At 51.0% G+C, this 20,695-nt stretch carries 25 protein-coding genes; 12 read left to right on the top strand and 13 right to left on the bottom strand.

What is annotated here, in order from left to right; genetic code table 11:
• The first annotated feature begins 70 nt into the window (after nucleotides 1-70).
• Entirely contained in the window at nucleotides 71-1,276 is a 1,206-nt protein-coding gene (locus EDD53_RS00580) for a DegT/DnrJ/EryC1/StrS family aminotransferase (protein WP_123791267.1), read from the top strand.
• A gap of 51 nt (nucleotides 1,277-1,327) precedes the next feature.
• Here EDD53_RS00580 and EDD53_RS00575 read toward each other — a convergent pair whose 3' ends face one another.
• The 4 genes from EDD53_RS00575 to EDD53_RS00560 all read right to left on the bottom strand — a co-directional run bounded on the left by EDD53_RS00575 (nucleotide 1,328) and on the right by EDD53_RS00560 (nucleotide 5,565).
• Entirely contained in the window at nucleotides 1,328-2,281 is a 954-nt protein-coding gene (locus tag EDD53_RS00575; protein WP_123791266.1) for a LysR family transcriptional regulator, read from the bottom strand.
• A gap of 138 nt (nucleotides 2,282-2,419) precedes the next feature.
• Complete coding sequence (phaR, locus tag EDD53_RS00570) at nucleotides 2,420-2,980, bottom strand: polyhydroxyalkanoate synthesis repressor PhaR (RefSeq protein ID WP_123791265.1); 561 nt, start codon at nucleotides 2,978-2,980, stop codon at nucleotides 2,420-2,422.
• 176 nt (nucleotides 2,981-3,156) lie between these two features.
• Entirely contained in the window at nucleotides 3,157-3,606 is a 450-nt protein-coding gene (locus EDD53_RS00565) for a Phasin (RefSeq protein ID WP_123791264.1), read from the bottom strand.
• Nucleotides 3,607-3,768: 162 nt separating this feature from the next.
• The gene (locus tag EDD53_RS00560; RefSeq protein ID WP_123791263.1) at nucleotides 3,769-5,565 is read right to left on the bottom strand and encodes a PHA/PHB synthase family protein; all 1,797 of its coding nucleotides are present in this window, start codon (nucleotides 5,563-5,565) and stop codon (nucleotides 3,769-3,771) included.
• 156 nt (nucleotides 5,566-5,721) lie between these two features.
• Between EDD53_RS00560 and phaZ the strand changes: the two genes are divergently transcribed.
• Nucleotides 5,722-6,954 (top strand): polyhydroxyalkanoate depolymerase, encoded by a 1,233-nt coding sequence (gene phaZ / locus EDD53_RS00555; protein ID WP_123791262.1) that lies wholly within the window; start codon nucleotides 5,722-5,724, stop codon nucleotides 6,952-6,954.
• Nucleotides 6,955-6,987: 33 nt separating this feature from the next.
• On the opposite strand, the gene EDD53_RS00550 is transcribed toward phaZ, so the two are convergent.
• Together EDD53_RS00550 and EDD53_RS00545 are read right to left on the bottom strand one after the other, a co-directional pair.
• On the bottom strand, nucleotides 6,988-7,701 hold the full coding sequence (locus EDD53_RS00550) for an alpha/beta fold hydrolase (protein ID WP_123791261.1): 714 nt from the start codon (nucleotides 7,699-7,701) through the stop codon (nucleotides 6,988-6,990).
• 117 nt (nucleotides 7,702-7,818) lie between these two features.
• Nucleotides 7,819-8,571 carry an alpha/beta hydrolase gene (locus EDD53_RS00545; RefSeq protein ID WP_123791260.1) on the bottom strand — a complete coding sequence of 251 codons (753 nt, stop codon included), beginning with the start codon at nucleotides 8,569-8,571 and terminating at the stop codon, nucleotides 7,819-7,821.
• A gap of 168 nt (nucleotides 8,572-8,739) precedes the next feature.
• On the opposite strand from EDD53_RS00545, the gene thrS reads away from it, so the two are divergent.
• From thrS to EDD53_RS00520, 5 genes are all read left to right on the top strand, one after another.
• A complete protein-coding gene (gene thrS / locus EDD53_RS00540) occupies nucleotides 8,740-10,686 on the top strand; it encodes a threonine--tRNA ligase (protein WP_123791259.1) in 1,947 nt (648 codons plus the stop codon).
• Between the two features lie 209 nt (nucleotides 10,687-10,895).
• Nucleotides 10,896-11,201, top strand: coding sequence for a BufA1 family periplasmic bufferin-type metallophore (locus EDD53_RS00535; protein ID WP_123791258.1), 306 nt, complete (start codon nucleotides 10,896-10,898; stop codon nucleotides 11,199-11,201).
• Nucleotides 11,202-11,268: 67 nt separating this feature from the next.
• Nucleotides 11,269-12,117 carry an MNIO family bufferin maturase gene (bufB, locus tag EDD53_RS00530; protein ID WP_123791257.1) on the top strand — a complete coding sequence of 283 codons (849 nt, stop codon included), beginning with the start codon at nucleotides 11,269-11,271 and terminating at the stop codon, nucleotides 12,115-12,117.
• Complete coding sequence (locus EDD53_RS00525; protein WP_170162652.1) at nucleotides 12,114-12,854, top strand: HvfC/BufC N-terminal domain-containing protein; 741 nt, start codon at nucleotides 12,114-12,116, stop codon at nucleotides 12,852-12,854. Before bufB ends, EDD53_RS00525 begins: the two co-directional genes overlap by 4 nt.
• The gene (locus EDD53_RS00520; RefSeq protein ID WP_123791255.1) at nucleotides 12,847-13,362 is read left to right on the top strand and encodes a DoxX family protein; all 516 of its coding nucleotides are present in this window, start codon (nucleotides 12,847-12,849) and stop codon (nucleotides 13,360-13,362) included. The genes EDD53_RS00525 and EDD53_RS00520 overlap by 8 nt, the downstream gene beginning before the upstream one ends.
• Here EDD53_RS00520 and EDD53_RS00515 read toward each other — a convergent pair.
• Entirely contained in the window at nucleotides 13,359-13,673 is a 315-nt protein-coding gene (locus EDD53_RS00515; protein ID WP_123791254.1) for an ArsC/Spx/MgsR family protein, read from the bottom strand. The two genes, EDD53_RS00520 and EDD53_RS00515, sit on opposite strands and share 4 nt — an antisense overlap.
• A 267-nt stretch (nucleotides 13,674-13,940) precedes the next feature.
• On the opposite strand from EDD53_RS00515, the gene EDD53_RS00510 reads away from it, so the two are divergent.
• Nucleotides 13,941-14,147, top strand: a complete 207-nt coding sequence (locus EDD53_RS00510) for a cold-shock protein (protein ID WP_123791253.1) — start codon at nucleotides 13,941-13,943, stop codon at nucleotides 14,145-14,147.
• Nucleotides 14,148-14,221: 74 nt separating this feature from the next.
• On the top strand, nucleotides 14,222-14,860 hold the full coding sequence (locus tag EDD53_RS00505; protein ID WP_123791252.1) for a GDSL-type esterase/lipase family protein: 639 nt from the start codon (nucleotides 14,222-14,224) through the stop codon (nucleotides 14,858-14,860).
• 41 nt (nucleotides 14,861-14,901) lie between these two features.
• Here the strand turns inward: EDD53_RS00505 and EDD53_RS00500 are convergent, their stop codons facing one another.
• The 4 genes from EDD53_RS00500 to EDD53_RS00485 form a co-directional block, all read right to left on the bottom strand.
• Nucleotides 14,902-15,300, bottom strand: a complete 399-nt coding sequence (locus EDD53_RS00500) for a DUF2177 family protein (RefSeq protein ID WP_123791251.1) — start codon at nucleotides 15,298-15,300, stop codon at nucleotides 14,902-14,904.
• Nucleotides 15,301-15,345: 45 nt separating this feature from the next.
• Entirely contained in the window at nucleotides 15,346-15,645 is a 300-nt protein-coding gene (locus EDD53_RS00495) for a hypothetical protein (protein WP_123791250.1), read from the bottom strand.
• 165 nt (nucleotides 15,646-15,810) lie between these two features.
• A complete protein-coding gene (locus EDD53_RS00490; protein WP_123791249.1) occupies nucleotides 15,811-16,290 on the bottom strand; it encodes a dihydrofolate reductase in 480 nt (159 codons plus the stop codon).
• Between the two features lie 23 nt (nucleotides 16,291-16,313).
• Nucleotides 16,314-17,147: a thymidylate synthase gene (locus EDD53_RS00485; protein ID WP_123791248.1), complete on the bottom strand. Its 834-nt coding sequence runs from the start codon at nucleotides 17,145-17,147 to the stop codon at nucleotides 16,314-16,316.
• 136 nt (nucleotides 17,148-17,283) lie between these two features.
• Here EDD53_RS00485 and EDD53_RS00480 point away from each other — a divergent pair, with 136 nt between their 5' ends.
• Nucleotides 17,284-17,706, top strand: a complete 423-nt coding sequence (locus EDD53_RS00480; RefSeq protein ID WP_123791247.1) for a VOC family protein — start codon at nucleotides 17,284-17,286, stop codon at nucleotides 17,704-17,706.
• A 171-nt stretch (nucleotides 17,707-17,877) separates the two neighbouring features.
• On the opposite strand, the gene EDD53_RS00475 is transcribed toward EDD53_RS00480, so the two are convergent.
• Both EDD53_RS00475 and EDD53_RS00470 read right to left on the bottom strand, forming a co-directional pair.
• Nucleotides 17,878-18,375: a MarR family winged helix-turn-helix transcriptional regulator gene (locus tag EDD53_RS00475; protein WP_123791246.1), complete on the bottom strand. Its 498-nt coding sequence runs from the start codon at nucleotides 18,373-18,375 to the stop codon at nucleotides 17,878-17,880.
• Between the two features lie 163 nt (nucleotides 18,376-18,538).
• Complete coding sequence (locus EDD53_RS00470; RefSeq protein ID WP_123791245.1) at nucleotides 18,539-18,850, bottom strand: succinate dehydrogenase assembly factor 2; 312 nt, start codon at nucleotides 18,848-18,850, stop codon at nucleotides 18,539-18,541.
• 119 nt (nucleotides 18,851-18,969) lie between these two features.
• On the opposite strand from EDD53_RS00470, the gene EDD53_RS00465 reads away from it, so the two are divergent.
• Nucleotides 18,970-20,172: a pyridoxal phosphate-dependent aminotransferase gene (locus tag EDD53_RS00465; RefSeq protein WP_123791244.1), complete on the top strand. Its 1,203-nt coding sequence runs from the start codon at nucleotides 18,970-18,972 to the stop codon at nucleotides 20,170-20,172.
• A gap of 101 nt (nucleotides 20,173-20,273) precedes the next feature.
• Entirely contained in the window at nucleotides 20,274-20,681 is a 408-nt protein-coding gene (locus EDD53_RS00460; protein ID WP_123791243.1) for a hypothetical protein, read from the top strand.
• Nucleotides 20,682-20,695: the final 14 nt, after the last annotated feature.

Raw genomic sequence — 20,695 nt, 5'->3', positions numbered from 1 at the left:
CAGCTATATCTTTTTATTTGCGGAACTCATACAGTAAATCCGAAAAGAGAATTTAAGAATGGTGAAAGTCATGACTTCTGGACCAAATGTATACGATGCAGAACCGATCCCTGAAAGCGCCCGCGCCCAGATCGAAAATCTGCTCAACACAGGCGATTTGTTCCGCTATACAGCTGCCGAAAACGCGCCAGTCACCCTATTGGAACGCGAATTTGCCCAGATGCTCGGGTCAAAATATGCGCTGGCAGTCTCGTCATGCTCCGCCGCTTTATTCTTGTCACTCAAAGCACTCGACCTGCCGCGCGATACGAAAGTGCTGATCCCCGCTTTCACATTCGCAGCTGTGCCCTCTTCGGTTGTGCATGCGGAATGTGTGCCCGTTTTGGTCGAATGTGGCGATAATTACCGCATTGATATGGATGATTTCAAAGCCAAGCTCACCGATGATATTGGCGCTGTTTTGATTTCACACATGCGGGGCCACACGTCAGATATGGATGCCATTGTGGAACTCTGCGCGGCCCATAACACCCCCTTGATCGAAGATGCCGCACATTCTTTGGGCACTGTATGGGACGGGAAAAATATCGGCACCATCGGCAAAATCGGTTGTTTTTCATTCCAATCCTACAAGCTTTTGAACGCAGGCGAGGGCGGGATTTTGGTGACCGACGATGAAAACATCATCGCCCGCGCGGTGATCATGTCTGGCGCCTATGAGCACAATTGGAAGAAACACACAGACAACCCAAGTGCCGAACTTGATGCGGCCTTTGATCGTTGGCAAAATCAATTGCCGCTGTACAACCAACGTCTGTCCAATCTGTCTGCAACCGTCGTGCGTCCGCAATTGGGCGAAGTGCCCCGCCGCGTGCGCGATGGCCGTGCCAATCATGATTATGTGGCCGCAAAACTAGAGGCTACGCCTTTTTTGACAGTCCCCGACAAGTTGGAAAAAGAACTGCGTGCCCCTGATAGCTTGCAGTTTAACTTGGTGGATTTCAGCCGCAATGAAGCGCTTGCTTTCCAAGCCGCAGCAAAAGATCGAGGTGTTTCTGTACAGGTGTTTGGCCTGTCCACCGACAATGCGCGCGCCTTTTGGAATTGGAAATTCTTGGGCGAAACACCTGATTTGCCCAAAACACGTGAAATGCTGTCAAAGGCCTGTGACACCCGCTTGCCTGCGCGCTTAAAGCAAAACGATCTAGACTATATTTCAAACGCTTTGATCGAAGCCGCAGCGGCGGCGAAATCATTGGCTCAAGCTGCCGAGTAGTCTGTAAAAATTGCACAAATCGAACGTCGTGCGGATCAACTGCGCGGCGTTTTACGCTAAAAGTTTCAATTGTCCATCAAGCCACGGGCAAGCCTCTATAACGGGCTGGACCAATTGTGCATTGATCAAAGGCCGCAATTGCCCCGCTATTTCAGCGGCCATATCTTCCATCCCGTCTTTGCGTACCGAGACCGAAATACCCCGCGACATCGGCGCGAAAGGCAGAGGGTGGACTTCGATTTCATTGGCGTAGCGCCCAGCATGTTGCGCGCCAAGAGCTGTCAAGATCGTCCAGCCTACACCGCCTGCAACCATGGCCATCATCGCGCGGTAGCTGTCCATTTCAAACCGATGCGACAGATGAAACCCTTGGTGCGACAAATGCGTGGCAAGTTCGCGCCCCATCGCATGGCGACGCGTGTATTCGATGAAAGCCACGCCCTGTAGGTCATCTAAAGACGCGCCCATCCCTTTGGGCGTGACTGCGACAAAGGGATCGGTCAAAAGCGGATGCGAGATGATCCAATCCGCAGCAGAAAATTCAGCGGCAACAATCACATCTAGGCTACGGTGTTCCAAGTGATCCAACAAACGGTGTGACGGCCCCGTTTCCAATTCAAAGCGCGTATGCGTCAAAGACCCCGCCATATTCGATAAAAGGCTTGGGGTCACGGAAGCTTCGAAATCTTCAATCATTCCAAGACGCAAAGAACTGAGTTGCGACAGATCAAGTCCTGCGATTTCGGATCGTGCATGGGAGGCTTCGCTGACAATCGTCAAAGCCCGTCGCCGCAAAATACGCCCTGCAGGTGTCAGGGTCATCGGGCGTTCGCGACGGTTTAGCACCTCAGTTCCAAGGGCCGTTTCTAAATTTGACAATTGTTGCGACACCGAGGATGGCGATGCCCCCAATCGTTTGGCAGCTGCCGAAACGGAGCCTTCGTCAGCCGCGGCAAGGAAGACTTCTAATCCCCAAAGACTAAGCCGTGCGGCAGTATCATTCATTCCGAAACCCTTTGTATCTCTGATTGCACGCTAGGGCGATATGGGCAGGCTGTCAGCCCCTAGCTGTGCTGTGAGGGGGAAATATAGAAAAAGCCGCAAATCACTGCGGCTTTTCAGGTCTTTGGGCTGGCAAAGACTCTAGGTGATCTTTGATAGTTTTTCTTGCAACTCTGCCAATTGTTGTTTGATCGTTGCCAGATCTTCTTTGTCACGTGCTGCATCGTCATCTTTGGGCGCGGAGGCGGATTGGGGTGGCCAAACGCCAGACATGCCGCCTGTCATCGCTTTTAAAAACACTTCTTGTTGTGCTTGCAGAGCTTCCATACCGGGGATCTTGGGTATCCCAGCGCCGATGTTATCCATCATGCCAGCAGGCCCACCACGTAGCATTTCAAAGCTTTGCGCCAAGAATTGCGGCACCACAGAATTGACTTCGGTCGTGTAGCTGCGCACCAAATCCGTTAAGACATCAAGTGGCAAAACGCTTTCGCCTTTGCTTTCGTTTTCGGCGATGATTTGGAGCAAATATTGACGGGTTAGATCATCGCCCGACTTGAGGTCAATGATTTGCACATCGCGCCCTTCGCGAATGAAAACCGATATATCATCAAGGGTTACATAGTCAGACGTTTCGGTATTGTAGAGCCTGCGCGACGCATATCGCTTGATCAAAAGCGTCTCGTTTTTGCTGTCTGACATGGGCTCGCCTTTCTAAGTTTCGCGTTTAAAGAGACTATGCCTGCGCAGAATGAAAAGCAAAAGAAAAGGCGGGGAAATAGAAAATCAACCGTGAGCGAGAGCTAGAAATAGCAAAGCAGGCCCGCTGAAATAAGGGGCCTGCTTTTTAAACGTGTGATCGCGAAAGATGCGTCAGCTTATTTCGCTGTCGCTGTCGCTTTTTTCGTCGCTTTGGTTACTTCTTCAGTCGCTTTTTTGGCAGCTGCGGTCACGTCTTCGCTCATGTCTTTGCCCGCGGCAAGCATCAGTTCGACTGTTTCCATTTGCACTGTTTTCGCAACTTCTGCGAAAGCGGCCATGTTTTCGGCAGCAAATTCAGCCTGCGCAGAAGCGAAATCTGTCAAAGCTTTGGTGTAATCTGTTGGTTCGTCTTTGACGGCTGTTATATCAGACACTTTTGCCAAAGTTTCTTTTGTCCATTTGGCTGAAATCTCGGAAGATTTCTCCGCTGCAGAAATAGCAACCTTGGACATTTTATCGCCAAGTGAAGCATTGGTTTTAAAACCGTCTTGAAATGCAGTCATGTCGACTGGGAACGCGCCCATCATGTCTTTCATCATTTTTGTAAAATCGTCATTCGCGGCCATGGTGTAATCTCCTGAACTTATGTTCTGTGCGGAGGCGTCTGAGGGAATTCTCAAACAGATCCGCTTGTATCGCAGCAACAATATACGTGCTGCAGTGCAGCATTTCAAGTGAAGTTTCTGCATTGCAGCATTTGATTGCCAAAACTCAAGCTTAGCAAAGCCTTAGCCGCCTTTCACATAGGTTCCAGGCGCGTCACCTAAAACCGAAGCGCCAGAATCGCCAATGCGACGCGCAGGAATCAATGGGCCTGACTGCGGTTTGAGCCATGCGTCCCAAGTGGGCCACCAACTGCCTTTGGTAAAGTCAGCGCCTTTCTTCCAAGCCTCAGCGGGCAAGGACATATCGGCATTCAGATAATGGCCGTATTTCAGCTTGCTGGGCGGATTTACGATGCCTGCGATATGTCCTGACTCAGAGAGGATAAAGGTTTTATCGGGCGATCCCATTTTCTGCACACCCGCGTAAGAACTGGTCCAAGCGGCAATATGATCTGTCTCGCAGCCAATAGCGCAAACAGGCACAGAAACATCTGACAGTTGTACAGTGTGATCGAGAACAGGAAATCCAGTGGTGGCCAAAAGATCACCTTGGCAGAGGTTTCGTAAATATTCGACAGCCATTTTTGCAGGCAAATTGGTGCTATCGCCGTTCCAGTACAGCAGGTCAAAGGCAGGCGGCGCCTCGCCCAACATGTAGGATCGAATGGCAGGCTGATAGATCAAATCATTGGCACGCAGGTATGAAAAGGTGCGCGACATGTAAAAGGATCGCATGATGCCCGCACGTGTGGCCTCTGCTTCGATCCCATCGACAAAATCGTCATCCAAAAAGACGCCTACCTCGCCTTGATCTGAAAAATCGGTCAAGGTTGTAAAAAAGGTGGCGGATCTCACAGATGTATCCTTGCGCTGCGCCATCAGTCCTAAGGCAATTGAAAGGGTCGTTCCCGCGATACAATAGCCCGTGACGTTGATCTGATCGCTGTGCGTAATCTGTTTGACTTGATCTATAGCGGTCAGGAAACCTTCGTCGATATAGGTGTCCATCCCCACCTGTGCATAGCTTTCATCGGGGTTCACCCAAGAGACTACAAACAGGGTATAGCCCTGATCGACAACCCATTTGATCAGAGAGTTTTTCTCTTTCATATCAAGGATATAAAACTTGTTTATCCATGGGGGAAAGATCAACAGGGGCGTTTCATGGACCTGCTCAGTCGTGGGCGCATATTGGATCAATTCGAACATGCGATTGCGAAACACAACTGACCCCTTGGTTGTGCCAAGATTGCGCCCGACCTCAAAGGCCTCTGTGTCCGCCAAGCTCACCACAACTTCACCGTCGTTGTTTTCCACATCGCGCACAAGGTTTTCCAGCCCCGCCACCAAACTATCGCCATTGGTCGCCACAGCTTGTTCCAAGGCGTCAGGGTTGGTGGCCAGAAAATTGGTTGGGGCCAGCATATCGACGATCTGTTTGGCAAAATAATCCATACGCTTGCGGTCGGTCGCGTTCAGCCCTTCGATATCCTGCACGGCCTGTGTCATGGCCTGCGCATTGGACAAATACTGTTGTTTAACGAAATTAAAGTAGGGATGCGTGTCCCATAAAGGATTGGAAAATCTGCGATCCTTTGGACCATCATCTGGCGCTGGCGTGTAATCGCCCTTGGCCAGCTTTGTCTGTGCCTCAGCCAGATGGGTCATGGTTTTACCCCAATATCCGATCTGATGTTCAATGATCTTCGCGGGATTGTTGATCATTTCCGCCACATAGGCCGATGACGCCTTGGCGAAAAGATCCTGACTTGGCCCTTGCAGCGCGACGGGTATAGGTTTTTTGCGGGCCATCGCGGCAATCAAACGGTTCGACAGAGCCTCGATTTTGGCGATATTGGCCGTCATAACATCCAAATCACGGCCCTTTGCATCATTTCCAGCATCGTCATGGGTTGTCATCTGGTCGCCCTCGCTTAAATTATTATGCACCTGCAGCAATTTAATATATCATACAAACGAATTGCCTATACACTCCTTAAAGAGAGCACGAAGGCGCAGCGTTTCCAAGTGGCAAGCGCGAGATAGGCCGAAGATTTCGGCAGAACGGAGACCAAGATGCGGTTAATGGCGAGCTACGATTTGATGGAAACCCTCCGCACCACCAACCAATGGTTGGGGGCGTCTGCACAAGCTATGGGTGCCTATCCTGCGGCCGCTTTGATGCCAAACCCTGCCCTGCAATGGCTGGCAGCATGGGGAGAAGTCACAGAACGGTCCTTTTCTCGCATGGCGACAAAACCTGACTGGGGCATCACCACAGTTGTCGGTGAAGATGGCCGCGATCATTTGGTCGATATCGATATCGAAGTGAACAAGGCTTTCGGCGATCTGGTGCATTTCAAGGTACAAGGACGTGAGGAAATGCCGCGCAAAGTCTTATTGGTCGCGCCCATGTCTGGCCATTACGCGACCTTGTTGCGTTCAACCGTGATCTCGCTGCTACCCGATTGTGAACTGTATATCACCGATTGGCACAATGCGCGTGACATCCCCGTGTCCGAAGGCAAGTTTGATGTGGAAGATTACACATTATACCTTGTTGAATTTATGAAACATTTAGGGCCAGACATTCACGTCATTGCCGTCTGCCAGCCCGCACCTTTGACATTAGCTGCCACGGCCTATTTGGCGCAAGACGATCCCAAAGCGCAGCCTAGATCACTCACCTTGATCGGCGGACCGATCAATCCAGACGCTGCGCCCACGGATGTGACCGACTTTGGGCGGAGCGTCACCATGGGCCAGCTTGAACACAGCATGATCCAACGCGTTGGTTTTAAATACAAAGGCGTTGGTCGCAAAGTCTATCCGGGACTTTTGCAGCTTTCGTCTTTTATTTCGATGAACGCCGAAACCCATGCCACAGCATTCAGCGATCAGATCAATCGCGCGGCCAAAGGTGAGGCGAGCGACCATGACCGCCACAATAAGTTCTATGATGAATATCTGGCAGTGATGGACATGACTGCTGAATTCTATCTATCGACCGTAGACCGCATCTTTAAAGGCTTGGAAATCGCGAAGAATGAATTCGTGGTCGCAGGCAAAAAAGTCGACATCGGCCAAATCACCAATGTCGCCGTAAAAGCGGTTGAAGGCGAAAAAGACGATATTTCCGCCCCCGGCCAATGTGTTGCTGCGCTTGATTTATGCACTGGACTGCCTGACAGCAAAAAGGCTTTTCACCTTGAGCCTGGTGCGGGCCACTACGGCATCTTTGCAGGTAAAAGCTGGCGCAATAACATTCGCCCGCTGGTGTTAGATTTCATCGACGAAAACGCGGGCTGACGCAATCTTCACGGTCTCGATGGCCCTTGGTGTTTAACGCAACAGTAAGGGCGCTTCTATATCGAGCCAATCTAGCAATGCCTTCGTCAAGGCGTTTGGCGCCTCTAGCATTGGTAGATGCCCTGCCCCGTGCAGCAAAACATAGTCAGCGCGCGCCATAAGTTCGGCCATAAATTCTTGGCGACGAGGCGGCACTAAGGTGTTTGCAGCCCCGCCGATCACCATGCATGGCAAACGCGCGCGACGCAGGACATTTTGAAAATCAGGGCGGCGCTGCATGATCTTGGTCTGGCGCAGATAGGCTTCTGTGCCTATTTCCAAAGCCATATCAATCCAGTGATCCCGAATGGCATTGCGGTGCGGGCTTTCGGCCAAAGTGGTGCTGGGCAATTCTTCTAACAGCACTTCCCCCAAACGTCCCGCTTTGGCGCGCACCAAACGTGGTTCTCGTGCAGCGGCCGCAGTTGGTGTTTCGCCTTGCGCTGATGCACAGATCAGCGCCAAACGGGTCACGCGGCTTGGAGCGCGGCGCAAGATTTCAGTGGCAACAGTCGCACCCAAATCATGGCCCGCAACAGCAAATTTAGGCGGTGCATGCGCCAAAACGAATTCCGCTATGTCTTCTAAAGTTTCCCCCAACAAAGGGGCAACCTGCACCGATCTATTGCGGCTTAAAGCGGGGATCTGATCTACGAAAACCCGCCCATCCGACATAAATCCGGGGATAAGCACAACTGGTTCGTTCATCTTGGTTTGCGCCTTTTTTCCATCAATTGCGCCCAGAATGCGAAGGATTGCCACGGGGTCAAGCCAGCTCAGCGTTTTGCGGCTACAAATCGCCGAGACTATGGCGATCGCTGTGTATTATGCCTCAAGTGCAGACAAAACTTCACTCAGCGCCGCTTCAATTTGCGTCAAACAACTGGGGCTGGAAAAACTGTGATCGGCCCCTTTAACAAAGGACAAACGCAGATCATCGCCGTCGATGTGATCGAGCAGCTTCAAAGCAACGGCGCGATCAACGGAGGTGTCCTGCGTGCCTTGCAACAACCGCACAGGGAAAGGGGCAGGCAAAGGGCTGCGCAAGACTAGATTTTGCCGTCCATCTTCGATCAAGCGCTTGGTGATCGGATAAGGTGCGCCGTAATCTGATGGCAGCAGCACCACACCTGTGCTGTTCAATTCCGCGAGTTGATCTTCAGAAAACCCTGCAAACATACTGTCTTCGGTGAAATCAGGGGCGGCTGCGATACCTATCAGCCCTGCGATCTTGTCTGTAGGCAGACGCTGGGTCAAAAGCAAAGAAATCCATCCCCCCATGGATGACCCCACCAAAATTTGCGGACCTGATGTCAACTGCGTGATTGCAACCTGTGCGTCCTCGGCCCAATCGCCAATACAGCCTTGTTGAAATTCGCCTGAACTTTGCCCGTGGCCAGAATAATCAAAGCGCAAAAACGACCGCCCCTGAGATTTGGCCCAAACCTCTAAAGCCACAGCTTTGGTGCCTTCCATATCGGACATAAAGCCGCCTAGGAAAACCACGCCAACCCCAGTGCCTTCGGTTCTGTGATAGGCAATTTTGCGCCCTGAGGGCGTTTCAAGAAACTCTGTCATCGCTCGCTCCGTATATCTGTATACTCGGTATCAAGGCCGACCGCTGTTTGCAATTGTGAGCCAGCATCAAAATGGGTTGACTTGCCCCTTTTGTAAGACCAAAAAGCGGGCGAACACAGACCCGCAACCGGGCGCTTGGTAGGCGCCAAAATGACGAGGAGAGCCCAAATGGCCCAAGTCAAACTCACCCTTCCAGATGGTTCAATCCGCGAATATGACGCAGGCATCACGCCCGGCGAAGTGGCTGCTGACATTTCTAAGTCTTTGGGTAAAAAAGCAATCTCCGCAACTGTCGATGGCAATCACTTTGATTTACAATGGCCTATCCATGCGGATGCGTCTTTGGCGATCCACACATTGCAAGATGACGATCAAGCGCTTGAACTGATCCGTCACGATCTGGCGCATATCATGGCGCGCGCCGTGCAAGCGATCTGGCCTGATGTCAAAGTCACCATCGGCCCTGTGCGCGACTATGGCTGGTTCTACGACTTTGATCGCAAAGAGCCATTCACACCCGAAGATTTGGGCACCATCGAAGCCGAGATGAAAAAAATCATCAATGCGCGCGATGACGTCAAAACCGAAACTTGGGACCGCGCCCGCGCCATCAAACATTACGAGGATGCAGGCGAACCCTTCAAAGTCGAGCTGATCAACAAGATCCCCGAAGGCGAAGACCTGCGCATGTATTGGCATGGCGATTGGCAAGATCTGTGCCGTGGGCCGCATTTGCAAAACACAGGCCAAGTGCCTGCGGACGGGTTTAAATTGACCCATGTTGCAGGGGCCTACTGGCTTGGCGACAGTTCACGCCCGATGTTGCAGCGTATTTACGGCGTGGCCTTCAAAAACCGCAACGATCTAAAAGCGCATATGACGATGCTGGAAGAAGCCGCCAAACGTGACCACCGCAAGTTGGGCCGCGAAATGGACCTGTTCCACATGCAAGAAGAAGCGCCAGGTCAGATTTTTTGGCATCCGAATGGCTGGAAAATCTACACACAATTGCAAGACTACATGCGCCGCATGCAAGAGGCCGACGGCTATGTCGAAGTGAACACGCCACAGGTTGTGGATCGCAAGCTGTGGGAAAAATCGGGCCACTGGGAAAACTACCAAGAAAACATGTTTATCGTTGAAGTCGACGAAGAACATGCCCGCGAAAAGGCCATCAATGCGCTGAAACCAATGAACTGCCCCTGTCACGTGCAGGTGTTCAACCAAGGCCTGAAATCCTATCGCGACCTGCCCTTGCGCATGGCCGAATTTGGCTCGTGTAATCGCTATGAGCCCTCAGGCGCATTGCACGGCATTATGCGTGTGCGCGGCTTTACCCAAGATGATGCGCATATTTTCTGTACAGATGATCAAGTCGAAGATGAAACCAAGAAATTCGTGACGTTTTTGGCGAAAGTCTATGCGGATCTTGGTTTTGATCAGTGGAAAGTCAAACTGTCCACCCGCCCAGAAAAACGTGTTGGGTCTGAAGAAAGCTGGGATGCTGCCGAGGCGGCTTTGGCCAACGGGATCAAAGCGGCGGGCTATGAGTATGAAATCCAAGAAGGCGAAGGGGCGTTTTACGGGCCTAAGTTGGAATTCGTTTTGACCGATGCGATTGGCCGCGACTGGCAATGTGGCACGCTGCAAATTGATCCGAACTTGCCCGAACGTCTGGATGCAAGCTATGTCGGGCAAGATGGCAATAAGCACCGCCCCTTGATGTTGCACCGCGCTGTTTTGGGCTCATTCGAACGTTTCATCGGCATCTTGATCGAATCCCATGCGGGTAAATTGCCCTTCTGGCTGGCCCCGCGTCAGGTGGTTGTTGCGACGATTATTTCGGATGCAGATGACTATGTTCATGATGTGGTCGCGCAACTGCGTGCCGCAGGTGTGCGCGCCGAAGCAGACACCCGCAATGAAAAGATCAATTACAAGGTGCGCGAGCATTCTTTGGGCAAGGTTCCTGTAATATTGGCTGTCGGTGCACGTGAGGTCGAAGAGAAAACTGTTTCAGTTCGACGCCTCGGTGAGAAACAAACATCGGTCTCGGGCTTGGACGACTTGATCGCGCAACTCAAGATCGAAGCAACTGCACCCGACCTTGCATAAACGATAAGCTATTGAAAAAAAAAGAAGCGGCCCTCATTCAGGGTCGCTTTTTTCATGACCATTCACAAGCAATACACATTTTCGTTTGTTTCATTTTCTGACACACACGTGGGACACGACCCTGTGACTGGTCTGTTACAACCCTTGTCGCCCATCATGCCTTTACCGCCAAATCTGGCGCAAACGCATGAAACTTTGGGAGATACCTCATGTCTAAACACACAAAATCAATCGCACTCGCTGGCGCTCTTGCTGCTGCTTTGTCTGCTCACGCAACAACGGCTGCAGCCGAAGGCGCAACCGAAAAATGCTACGGCGTTTCACTTGCAGGTGAAAATGATTGTGCAGCAGGTCCAGGCACAACTTGCGCAGGCACCTCGACAGTTGATTACCAAGGCAACGCTTGGTCGTTGGTCCCAGCGGGCACATGTGAAACAATGGAATTGCCAGCAGGCATGGACGATATGATGCGCAAAGGGTCGTTGGAACCACTTGATCGCGACATGGCGTCCTAAGCACGCCAGAGCTGCCGCCCCCGTTGCGGCAGCTCACTTTCTGATCAAAAAGACAAGGGGGGAAGCAATGACACATATCGAACAATCACTGCCAAATTCTGTGGGGGTGGGCTATAAACCGCAGCACTTTTCCGATATTTTGGCAGGTGCAGCCCCTGTCACATGGCTTGAAATCCATGCCGAAAATTACATGGGCGCAGGCGGACGCCCCTTGGCGCAACTACGCGCCTTATCTGACCATTTTCCCCTCTCTGTTCACGGTGTTGGCCTGTCGATCGGCGGAGAAACCCGCCTTGATCCAGACCACCTAGGACGGTTGAAGTATCTCAATGACTGGCTGCAGCCTGCGTCTTTTTCCGAACACCTTGCTTGGTCCACGCATGATATGGGTTTTTATAATGACCTTTTGCCCCTGCCCTATACCGAGACAACGCTGAGAACAGTTTGCGATCACATCGACGAGGTTCAAAACACGCTTGGGCGACAAATGTTGCTGGAAAACCCCTCCAGCTATTTGGCGTTTGCAGAAAGCACTCTGAGCGAAGTTGACTTCCTAGCCGAGGTGACAAAGCGCACAGGTTGCGGATTGCTGCTGGATGTAAACAATGTCTTTATCTCTGCGACAAATCTACAAATGGATGCGCGCGCTTATATAGATGCCTTCCCGCTTGCAGCTGTCGGCGAAATCCATCTGGGTGGACATGATGAGGATATCGACGATCACGGCGCACCACTGTTGATTGACAGCCACGGACGCGAAGTTGCCGACCCTGTCTGGGCGCTTTATCAGCATACAATTGCCAAAAGCGGCCCCAAACCGACCTTGATTGAATGGGATACAGATGTGCCTGAATGGTCTGTTTTGACAGCCGAAGCCCAACGCGCAGCCGATCTTTTGACACCAGTTTCCGCATGACACAGACGATAAGCCAAAAACAATTCATCTCGGCTGCGATGGATCCCAATAAACCCGTTCCACAGGGCATCGTCGGTCCCGATGGGGGCGCTGCCCCAAAGCGGTTCGCGGTTTACCAAAATAATATCATGGTTGGCCTGAAAGCGGCGATGCAAGATGGGTTTCCTGCAGTAGAATCGCTTGTCGGCAAAGATTTTTTCGCGGCGATGACAGATATCTACATTCGTAAGACCCCACCTCGGTCACCCATTTTGGCACTGTATGGCGCAGAATTTGCCCAGTTTATTGCGCAATTCCAACCCGCCGCCGGCCTGCCCTATTTGGCTGAAGTCGCCACCCTCGAATACGCGTTGCGGCGCAGTTATCATGCAGCGGACGCCGCCCCCATAGCTGCTGAAAGCTTTGAAAACCCGAATGTATTTTCAGCGCGCGTACAGTTCGCCCCCGCGATGTTAGTCCTCAGGTTTAAGTTTCCAGCCTGCGACATCCGTAGGGCGGCACTGGGCGGCCCCAAACCGACCGCGCAGGCACAAGATGTCATCATCACGCGACCTGATCTAGATCCTATAGCCACAGCATTTCCAAGTGGCACGGCCAAAATCATCGAAGCCCTGCAAGCAGGAATGCCCTTGGGCGAGGCCATCGAAGTCGCGCCAGACAGCCTAGATTTAACCACATTTATCAGCACGCTCATCTCGGGGGCCGCCATCACAAAATTGGAGTACGACCATGTTTGATCGCTTAGATCGTTTTACTGCGCGCCACCTTCCACTGTTAGCGCGGTTCGTATTTGCAGCGGTTTTGGCACGCTATTTTTGGGCCTCAGCTTTGACCAAATTGGACGGAGTCTTCACCCCTTCCCTTGGGGCTTACGCACAAATTTTCCCGCGCCAAATGGAGGCCGCAGGCTATGATGTTTCCGCCTTTGGCGCGTTTCATTGGCTGGTCATTATGGCAGGCACATATGCAGAATTCATCTTGCCAGCCTTGTTGATCATCGGGCTCGCCACGCGCCCCGCAGCCTTGGGGATGATCGGATTTATCGTGGTGCAAAGCGTGACTGACATTGTGGGCCATGGCGCGGATGCGGCCACGATTGGTGCATGGTTTGACCGCGCTTCAGACGCGCTGATTTTGGATCAACGCGCCTATTGGGTGCTCGGTTTATTAACTTTGCTCGGGCTTGGTGCTGGCCCAGTATCACTGGATGCCATCGTTAAAAAGCGCATAGGCAAAAGGGTTTAGACGCCCAATTCGGCCTGAACATCCTTGCCCCACCCTAAGAAAAGTGCGCCGTCTTTTTCAATAACGGGCCGCTTCATCAAAGTCGGGTGTTCAGATAATAAGTCCAATGGCGGACGGGCGCGTTCCGCCTCGGATAGGCCCCGCCATGTCGTGGAGCGCGTATTGACCAAAGCGTCGCCAAATTGCGCATAGAACCGTTTTAAATCTGACGCAGGCAATGGGTTTGCGCGAATATCTGAGATGTCGACAGCCAGAGTTTTAGCCGCTTTACGGCATGTATCGCAGGCTTTGATCCCATAAAGTTTAGTCATAGCGCAGTCCTTGTTTTCTGGTTTTTTCACTGATTATGGCTCTTTTAGCCCATGTTACGTGCAAAAATCAGCCCAAAATCACGCTTTTTCTCGTCAAATTGCAGCGTTACAATTTTGTGGCTTGAGTTTTTTCACGGTTGCGGCACAGTTTAAGGGTGACTGCCACTTTCTATATAAGACGCTCCTTTTCGGAACCGGCTTCCAAAATAAGACTGTGCATCGCCGGTTACCGCACGCTGCGGCAAAGATATTGAGAGGATACGACCCATGCCCACTGGCACTGTAAAATGGTTTAACACAACAAAAGGTTTCGGCTTTATTGCACCTGACGGCGGAGGCAGTGACGTATTTGTTCACATCTCTGCGGTTGAGCGTGCAGGAATGACAGGTTTGGCAGACAATCAAAAGATTTCATTTGAACTGAGCGAAGGTCGCGATGGCCGATCTTCTGCGACGGATTTGCAAGCGCTTTAAGACGCCTGCTATGACTTGAATTCACTTGGCTCCCATCGCATGAAGGGGGCCATTTTCTATGTAAGGATCCCCCCATGCCGACGATTCTATGTTTTGGCGATAGCAATACTTATGGCACCCCGCCCATATCAGACTTGGATCACATCCAACCCCGTATGGCGCAGCGCTGGCCCATAGGCATGGCCGAAAAACTAGGCTGGACCTTGATAGAAGAAGGATTGCCAGGGCGTACTTTTCAGTATCCTTGCCCGATGATGGGGCCACATATGGATGGGCGCGTAGGGCTATTTATGGCGCTTGAAAGTCATGGGCCACTTGATGCTGTTGTGATTATGTTGGGCACCAACGATCTGAAAGCACATTTTGAGGCGAGCCCAAGTGATGTTGTCGCGGGCGCTTCATTTTTTCTGGATGTCTGCCTGTCTGATGAAATGCAAGCGCGCCATGGTGGTTTTGAACCGATCATTATTGCGCCACCACTTTGCGCCGAAATCAGCCCTTTGGCAGATGAGTTTGCGGGGGCCGCATCTAAAACAGCACAAGTCACAGCTGGCCTGAAAGCCCTGTGCGAGGCGCGGGACATAGCTTTTTTCGATGCTGGAAGCGTTGTCAAAACATCGACCGTAGATGGCATTCATTTGAATGAAGAGGCACACGCCCGCTTAGGCGTCGCAGTGGCTGACTTTATCACATCTGAAGTACAAGAAGACTAAAACGGATCAAGGGTGAGCACTCACTCACCCTTGACCACGACTTAAGTTACAGCACGTGTAATCCATAGGCCGACTGACGCCGAAAGCCCTGTCAAAACACCTCCCCAAACCACATCTATCGCCACCATCGTAGGATCCCAGCGGGTCAAAGTTGCGTAATTTGTGAATTCATATGTGCCGTAGGCCATCATCCCTAACAAAGCCGCTTTCCAAAACACGCTGGTTAAGCTGCCTGCATCCATCGCCGGCCATGATACAAAGAACAAAACGCCCCCAATGTAGGCCAGATAAAACACGGCAGCTGGACCGATCCGAAAATCATCCAACAACCAATCGTTGAGATGCGTCTCGAAAACTGGCCGCAGGACGTTTTTCAAAAAAACAGCGTCCACGCCCAAGAAAACCACGACGGTCGAAATGTATAGTATTATGATCTGCATATCGTCTCCTGTTCGGTAAGGCTACGCATCAGATCAAGTCTTGGATCACATGCCGTCGTAAGAATTCGGGCTTTTCCCCAAAGGAATACGCGCGGAATATGTGGGGGCCATACGCTGTGCAACCTTGCGATGGATCACAGGCGCGTCCGAATAACCTGTCGCATTGGGCACACCGCAGCAAACGACGCCCATGTAGCGGATCGGTTGCGTGCCTGCGGGACAAAAGTTTTCAACGCCTTTTTCGTAAGCGAACAATGTAACGCTTGGACTGTAGGCTTGTGTGCTGTCTGCAAATGCAGCCCCAGACAGTCCGACCATTGCCACTGCAGCTAAAAAAGATTTCACGACCATTTTCCTACTCCAAACATAACCGAGCTTTGCTCATATGCACAAAAGTTACTCCACAAGGTGTGGTGGGTCAATTTTAGTTTACCACAAAACTGGCCGTATTGGTTCGATAGCTGCAACAATGTGCCCGATCTGATTGCTTTGTCTTAGCTCAAGATCAAATCACGCTTTGCGCATAAATTCGACTAGGTCACACTTTGGATCAGACGCACGCACAGGCTGACGACCAAGTTCTGTCCAATCATCGGGATCGAATTCGGGAAAATGCGTGTCAGCTTCTGCGATCTCAAGGTCGACTTCGGTAATCAAAAGCCGGTCAGCCATGGGCAGCATCGCTTTGTAGATCCCAAACCCGCCCATGCCATAGATACGGCGATAATTGTGTTGCGTCGCATATGCGATGGCTTCGGGCAGCGTGGTGAACACATGGTCATGATCAACACCCTGTGATGAGACCACCAAGTTTAATCTATTTTTCAGAGGCTTAAACGGAAGGCTATCCCATGTGTTGCGCCCCATAATACAAGCGCCCCCCAAGGTTTCGCGTTTAAAAAACGCCAAATCTTCTGGGGCATACCAAGGGATTTCATTGCCTTTGCCAATCGCGCCATTGCGATCACGTGCGACGATCAATGTGATCATGATGCTCTCCTGAAATTGGGCACTTATACGGCCACTGGGGCTTTGATCATCGGATCTGGGTCGTAGTTGAGAACTTCAAAATCCTCGTATTTGAAATCGAACAAGGATTTTACATCAGGGTTCAATCGCAGTTGCGGCAAGGGTTTGGGTTTGCGTGACAACTGCAATTCGACCTGTTCCATATGGTTGGAATAGATATGTGCATCGCCAATAGAATGAACAAAATCACCAGGTTCATAGCCTGTGACCTGTGCAAGCATCAGCAAAAGCATGGAATAGGATGCAATGTTAAACGGGACACCAAGGAACATATCTGCAGAACGCTGGTACAATTGCAGGTGTAGCTTCCCGCCGAGAATCTTCACCTGCCACAAAGTATGACAAGGAGGTAAAGCCATATTGGGCACATCCGCGGGATTCCACGCAGAGACCATCAAGCGGCGGCTGTCTGGCGAATGTTTGATCATATCCAAGAGGTTTTGGATCTGGTCAACAGAATTGGCGATAAACAGCGGTTCGCCATTCAAGGTCTCGTTGGTTTTTTCCAATGCGGGGAAACGGCGCCACTGATGGCCATAAACGGGGCCAAGATCCCCATTCTCATCCGCCCATTCATTCCAAATCGAAACACCATTGTCTTGCAGGTATTTGACATTGGTATCGCCCGTCAAAAACCACAAAAGTTCGTGCATAATCGACCGCAAATGTAGTTTTTTGGTCGTCACCAGTGGAAAACCATCGGCCATAGAATAGCGCGCTTGCAATCCAAAATAAGAGGTGGTGCCAGTGCCAGTGCGATCAATTGTGCGTTCGCCCTTGTCCAAAATCAACTGCAATTGGTCGTGATACTGCTGCACTTGTCGTCTCCCATTTGGCTCTTGGGTATTTGTACGGTGAAATTCATCAGACTAAAAGTGCAAAGGGGCTTCGCGAGCTTCGCTCTGGATGTTTTGACTGCCCTTGTTACTATCCCCCAAAATAAAGGAGCATCACATGAAATATCTACACACGATGGTACGCGTTAAAGATCTTGAAAAAACAATGGCGTTTTTTGAATTGCTCGGATTAAAAGAAACGCGCCGCATCGATAATGAAGCTGGGCGTTTTTCATTAATTTTCATGGCCGCAGAGGGTGATGAGGATTGTCCCGTCGAATTGACATATAACTGGGATGGCGATGATGCTTTGCCGTCAGATAGCCGTCACTTCGGGCATTTGGCCTATGGTGTTGAAAATATTTATGAAACTTGCCAACGCTTGCAAGACAATGGCGTGATCATCAACCGCCCGCCGCGTGATGGGCATATGGCATTTGTGCGCTCACCTGACAATATTTCGATTGAGTTGCTTCAGCTGGGCGACAGCTTGCCAGAACAAGAACCTTGGGCCTCTATGGGCAACACTGGTAGCTGGTAAGACCAAATTGCTGAGCGCAAATTGCGCATGGCGTTAGACATAAAAAAGGCGCTCTCGCTGTTGTGGCGGGGCGCTTTGTGGCATCTAGAATGTGGTTGGGTAGTGTGTAAGTGTTGTGTTTAAATTTGCGACGGACTGGACGTTCTGTCCATTATCGCGCCGTATGGTCGTTTAGTAGATGTAGCGGATTTGATCAGTCCAGTAGCGTTCGACTCGCCGCAATGATGTGTTGATTTCATCAATATGGCTCGGTGTTAGCACTGCCTTTTTCTCTAGACCTTCTGCGTGACGTTCGAACAATTCTGAGACTGTTTCAGACACATGGCGGCCTTTTTCTGTTAGCTTTACGCGCACAGACCTACGGTCAATTTCGCAGCGCTGGTGGTGCATATAGCCCATATCAACCAATTTCTTTAGATTATAGCTGACATTAGATCCCTGATAGTAACCACGGGATTTCAGTTCGCCCGCTGTGACTTCGTTTTCGCCAACATTAAACAGCAACAGGGCCTGAACGGCATTGATTTCCAAAACACCGACACGTTCGAATTCATCTTTGATAACATCAAGAAGAAGTCTGTGCAGACGTTCGACCAAAGAAAGGGCTTCTAGGTATTGCCCCATAAAGCTTGCTTCATTGGGTTTTGTGATCGCGGAATGCATACTCATTAGGTACTCCATCGTTAGTATGTAGGAGTTTAATTTGCCTGCAATTCCCCAAAATTCTGTTAAATGACGCGACTTTTTTTAGGGAAATTTTCCGCAGTTCCAAACTATTAATGAGTATTCATATATATGAATAAAAACAGGGTGTTATGTTAACCATAATAGGCTACATTACCCCCCCATGCGCCACGCCTTTGTCAGCCGCAAAAGCCAGCATGCGATCTAGGGTCGGCTTTAGTTCAACAGGAACCTCATGTTGCCCTGTCGCCCATGCCAAAAGATCCTGATCATGCTCGGACATGAGCATTTCAAAATCATCCAATTCTTGCGGTGTCATCTTGTGCAAATGCGCATCTGCATAGCCGCCAACCAACAGATCCATTTCTTTAATACCACGCCGCCAAGCACGGATTTTCAGGCGCTTCAAACGGTGTTCATGCGTCTCATCGACACGAGGGGATTGAGATTGCTGTGACATTGATATCTCCATTTTGTCTTGTTTTTGCACTTTGATCTGAAGATGCGCAAGGGACGTCTTGGCGCAAGTGCGACGCAAGGCTATCAAAGGGCGAACGCAATTGTCCCAAAGGTCCTGATATGCCATTCCTGTCCGATACGCTTGCCCGTGTAAAACCATCCCCGACCATTGCCGTGAGCACCAAAGCGCAAGAGCTGAAAGCTGCTGGTAAAGATGTGATTGGTCTGGGCGCAGGCGAACCTGATTTTGACACCCCTGAAAACATCAAAGACGCGGCGAAACGTGCCATTGATGCGGGCAAAACCAAGTACACAGCTGTAGATGGTATCATTGAGTTAAAACAGGCAATCTGCGCAAAACTCAAGCGTGACAATGGCTTAGACTATGAGCCCAAACAGGTGTCTGTCTCCTCAGGCGGCAAACAGGTTTTGTACAACGCACTGATGGCCACTTGTAATGAGGGCGATGAAGTGATCATCCCAGCCCCCTACTGGGTCTCCTACCCCGATATGGTTTTACTGGCTGGCGGCACGCCTGTTGCGGTCGAAGCAACATTGGCCAACAACTTTAAAATGACAGCAGAGCAACTGGAAGCGGCCATCACGCCAAAAACAAAATGGCTGATTTTCAACTCGCCTTCGAATCCCACAGGCGCGGGCTATACCCATGATGAATTGAAAGCCCTCACAGATGTCTTGCTGCGCCACCCTCATGTTTGGGTGATGACCGATGACATGTACGAACATCTGGCCTTTGATGGCTTCAAGTTTTGCACCCCTGCGCAAGTGGAACCCAAGCTTTACGACCGCACATTGACCATCAATGGAGTCTCGAAAGCCTATGCGATGACGGGCTGGCGCATTGGCTATGCAGCAGGCCCATTGGAATTGATCGGAGCCATGCGCAAAGTGCAATCGCAGTCCACGTCTAACCCCTGTTCCGTATCACAATATGCAGCGGTCGAGGCCTTGAACGGACCGCAAGATTATTTATCTGCGAACAATGAGGTGTTTGTGCGCCGCCGCAATCTGGTGGTCGGCATGCTAAATGATATCGAAGGCGTCACTTGCCCGACACCTGAGGGCGCTTTCTATGTCTACCCTGATATTTCAGGCTGTATCGGCAAGACATCTAAAGCGGGCACTTTGATCGAAAATGACGAAATTTTCGCAACGGCTTTGTTGGAAGAAACCGGCGTCGCAGTGGTCTTTGGCGCGGCTTTTGGATTGTCTCCCAATTTCCGCGTTTCTTATGCCACATCAGATGATGCGTTATTAGACGCCTGCACACGCATTCAAACCTTCTGCGCAGGTTTAAGCTAACACGCCCTAGAAACTCTGAGATGGGGCTGTTAGCATGGTCCCATCGCAGCGCATCACTGCCGCGCCCCTTGGTAAAACCATAGTAAATATAGAGACTTTAAATGAGCGCAGACCTGCCCGACTATTACTTTCGTGTGCGCGAAAACGGCGCTTTTGTGTTCCGTGTTGACACAGAAAACCGTCAACGACGGATCGAAATGGATCAGATCGCCGTCGTCAATATCAAGAACGGCGATGTAAAACCTCATGGTGGCCGCGACCTGTCTGCCGCCGATATGCAAGCTATTGATACATGGATGGCGGATCGTGTGGCGCTATTGGCGCAGCGCGATATCGATGACATTCACCGTGCTGTGGATTACCTCAACCTGACAACGCATTGGGCGCAATCGCGTGCAACACCTGAACAGCTTGAAAATGTAACAGATGCGATTTTGATGGCGATGCACGACCTGCGCACGGTTTTGGTGCGCAAAAAAGCTGATCGCATTCTGAACAAAGAGACTTGAAGCAGGGTAAAGCC

Source organism: Pacificibacter maritimus (assembly GCF_003814915.1).
GTDB classification, from domain to species: Bacteria; Pseudomonadota; Alphaproteobacteria; order Rhodobacterales; family Rhodobacteraceae; genus Celeribacter; species Celeribacter maritimus.
Note: the sequence above shows the minus strand (reverse complement) of the source record. Positions and strands in the feature narration are given on the sequence as shown.

Coding starts and splice junctions, on each gene's coding strand:
- EDD53_RS00580 (WP_123791267.1), top strand. CDS start 71: ATGACTTCTGGACCAAATGTATACGATGCAGAACCGATCCCTGAAAGC.
- EDD53_RS00575 (WP_123791266.1), bottom strand. CDS start 2,281: ATGAATGATACTGCCGCACGGCTTAGTCTTTGGGGATTAGAAGTCTTC.
- phaR (WP_123791265.1), bottom strand. CDS start 2,980: ATGTCAGACAGCAAAAACGAGACGCTTTTGATCAAGCGATATGCGTCG.
- EDD53_RS00565 (WP_123791264.1), bottom strand. CDS start 3,606: ATGGCCGCGAATGACGATTTTACAAAAATGATGAAAGACATGATGGGC.
- EDD53_RS00560 (WP_123791263.1), bottom strand. CDS start 5,565: ATGACAACCCATGACGATGCTGGAAATGATGCAAAGGGCCGTGATTTG.
- phaZ (WP_123791262.1), top strand. CDS start 5,722: ATGCGGTTAATGGCGAGCTACGATTTGATGGAAACCCTCCGCACCACC.
- EDD53_RS00550 (WP_123791261.1), bottom strand. CDS start 7,701: ATGAACGAACCAGTTGTGCTTATCCCCGGATTTATGTCGGATGGGCGG.
- EDD53_RS00545 (WP_123791260.1), bottom strand. CDS start 8,571: ATGACAGAGTTTCTTGAAACGCCCTCAGGGCGCAAAATTGCCTATCAC.
- thrS (WP_123791259.1), top strand. CDS start 8,740: ATGGCCCAAGTCAAACTCACCCTTCCAGATGGTTCAATCCGCGAATAT.
- EDD53_RS00535 (WP_123791258.1), top strand. CDS start 10,896: ATGTCTAAACACACAAAATCAATCGCACTCGCTGGCGCTCTTGCTGCT.
- bufB (WP_123791257.1), top strand. CDS start 11,269: ATGACACATATCGAACAATCACTGCCAAATTCTGTGGGGGTGGGCTAT.
- EDD53_RS00525 (WP_170162652.1), top strand. CDS start 12,114: ATGACACAGACGATAAGCCAAAAACAATTCATCTCGGCTGCGATGGAT.
- EDD53_RS00520 (WP_123791255.1), top strand. CDS start 12,847: ATGTTTGATCGCTTAGATCGTTTTACTGCGCGCCACCTTCCACTGTTA.
- EDD53_RS00515 (WP_123791254.1), bottom strand. CDS start 13,673: ATGACTAAACTTTATGGGATCAAAGCCTGCGATACATGCCGTAAAGCG.
- EDD53_RS00510 (WP_123791253.1), top strand. CDS start 13,941: ATGCCCACTGGCACTGTAAAATGGTTTAACACAACAAAAGGTTTCGGC.
- EDD53_RS00505 (WP_123791252.1), top strand. CDS start 14,222: ATGCCGACGATTCTATGTTTTGGCGATAGCAATACTTATGGCACCCCG.
- EDD53_RS00500 (WP_123791251.1), bottom strand. CDS start 15,300: ATGCAGATCATAATACTATACATTTCGACCGTCGTGGTTTTCTTGGGC.
- EDD53_RS00490 (WP_123791249.1), bottom strand. CDS start 16,290: ATGATCACATTGATCGTCGCACGTGATCGCAATGGCGCGATTGGCAAA.
- EDD53_RS00480 (WP_123791247.1), top strand. CDS start 17,284: ATGAAATATCTACACACGATGGTACGCGTTAAAGATCTTGAAAAAACA.
- EDD53_RS00475 (WP_123791246.1), bottom strand. CDS start 18,375: ATGAGTATGCATTCCGCGATCACAAAACCCAATGAAGCAAGCTTTATG.
- EDD53_RS00470 (WP_123791245.1), bottom strand. CDS start 18,850: ATGTCACAGCAATCTCAATCCCCTCGTGTCGATGAGACGCATGAACAC.
- EDD53_RS00465 (WP_123791244.1), top strand. CDS start 18,970: ATGCCATTCCTGTCCGATACGCTTGCCCGTGTAAAACCATCCCCGACC.
- EDD53_RS00460 (WP_123791243.1), top strand. CDS start 20,274: ATGAGCGCAGACCTGCCCGACTATTACTTTCGTGTGCGCGAAAACGGC.